1 protein-coding gene is annotated in these 764 nt (G+C 70.2%); it reads left to right on the forward strand.

Annotation, left to right across the window (positions count from 1 at the left end; all coding sequences use genetic code 11):
- A partial coding sequence (locus tag ACV4UX_RS16310) for a cytochrome d ubiquinol oxidase subunit II (protein WP_491594340.1) occupies positions 1–713 on the forward strand: 713 nt, incomplete at its 5' end.
- Between the last annotated feature and the right edge of the window lie 51 nt (positions 714–764).

The raw sequence follows: 764 nt of genomic DNA on the forward strand, positions 1-764 counted from the left end.
CGTCGCTCTACCTGCCCGCCGGGTTGCTTCTCCTGGGGCTCATGGCCCGCGGCGTCGGCCTGGAATACCATGCGGAGGGGGCCAACAAGCGCTTCTGGTCCAACCTGTTCGGCTACGGCAGCCTTCTGGTGGCCCTGGCCGAGGGAGCCATGCTGGGCGCGGTGATGCAGGGCCTGCCCATGGAGGGGCATGTGCGCTTCCTCAAACCCTTCGCCTGGCTGGGCCTGGGGGCCTTCGCCGGAGCGGGGGCCATGGCCTGCGTGGCTTCGCTGCTGGGCGCGGCCTGGCTTTCCCGGGCGTCGCTCGCCCACCCCGCCAGGCCCGACGACGTGCTCCGGCTGGCCATGGGCGCGGTGGCCCTGCAATTGACCATGGCCTTCGTGGTTCCGGTTTCGGGGCTGGCGGGCATGGCGGTGTGGGCTGTGGGCCTGTGGTGCCTGCTGCGCGCCGTGCGGGCCTCGGGGATCGGCCCGTTCTGGGGCTGGACGTGGACCGGGGTGCTGCTCTTCCTGGTGGGCTGGCTCTGGGCCATGCGCCCGGAATTCGCCCTGCCGGGACTCACTCCGCTTTCCGCATCGGCCGCCCCCGGTTCGCTACGCATCATGCTCATCGGCTTCGCCGTGGTCACCCCCGTGATCGTCGTCTACACCGTCTACCAGTACAGGGTCTTCCGGGGCCAGGGGGCCTACCAGGACCACGAGTTGCACCACTAGCAGCCTGTTAATGGGATGGACCCGCCCCCCTTGGAGGCATACGACCTCCGG

It is taken from the genome of Fundidesulfovibrio sp. (genome assembly GCF_058402725.1).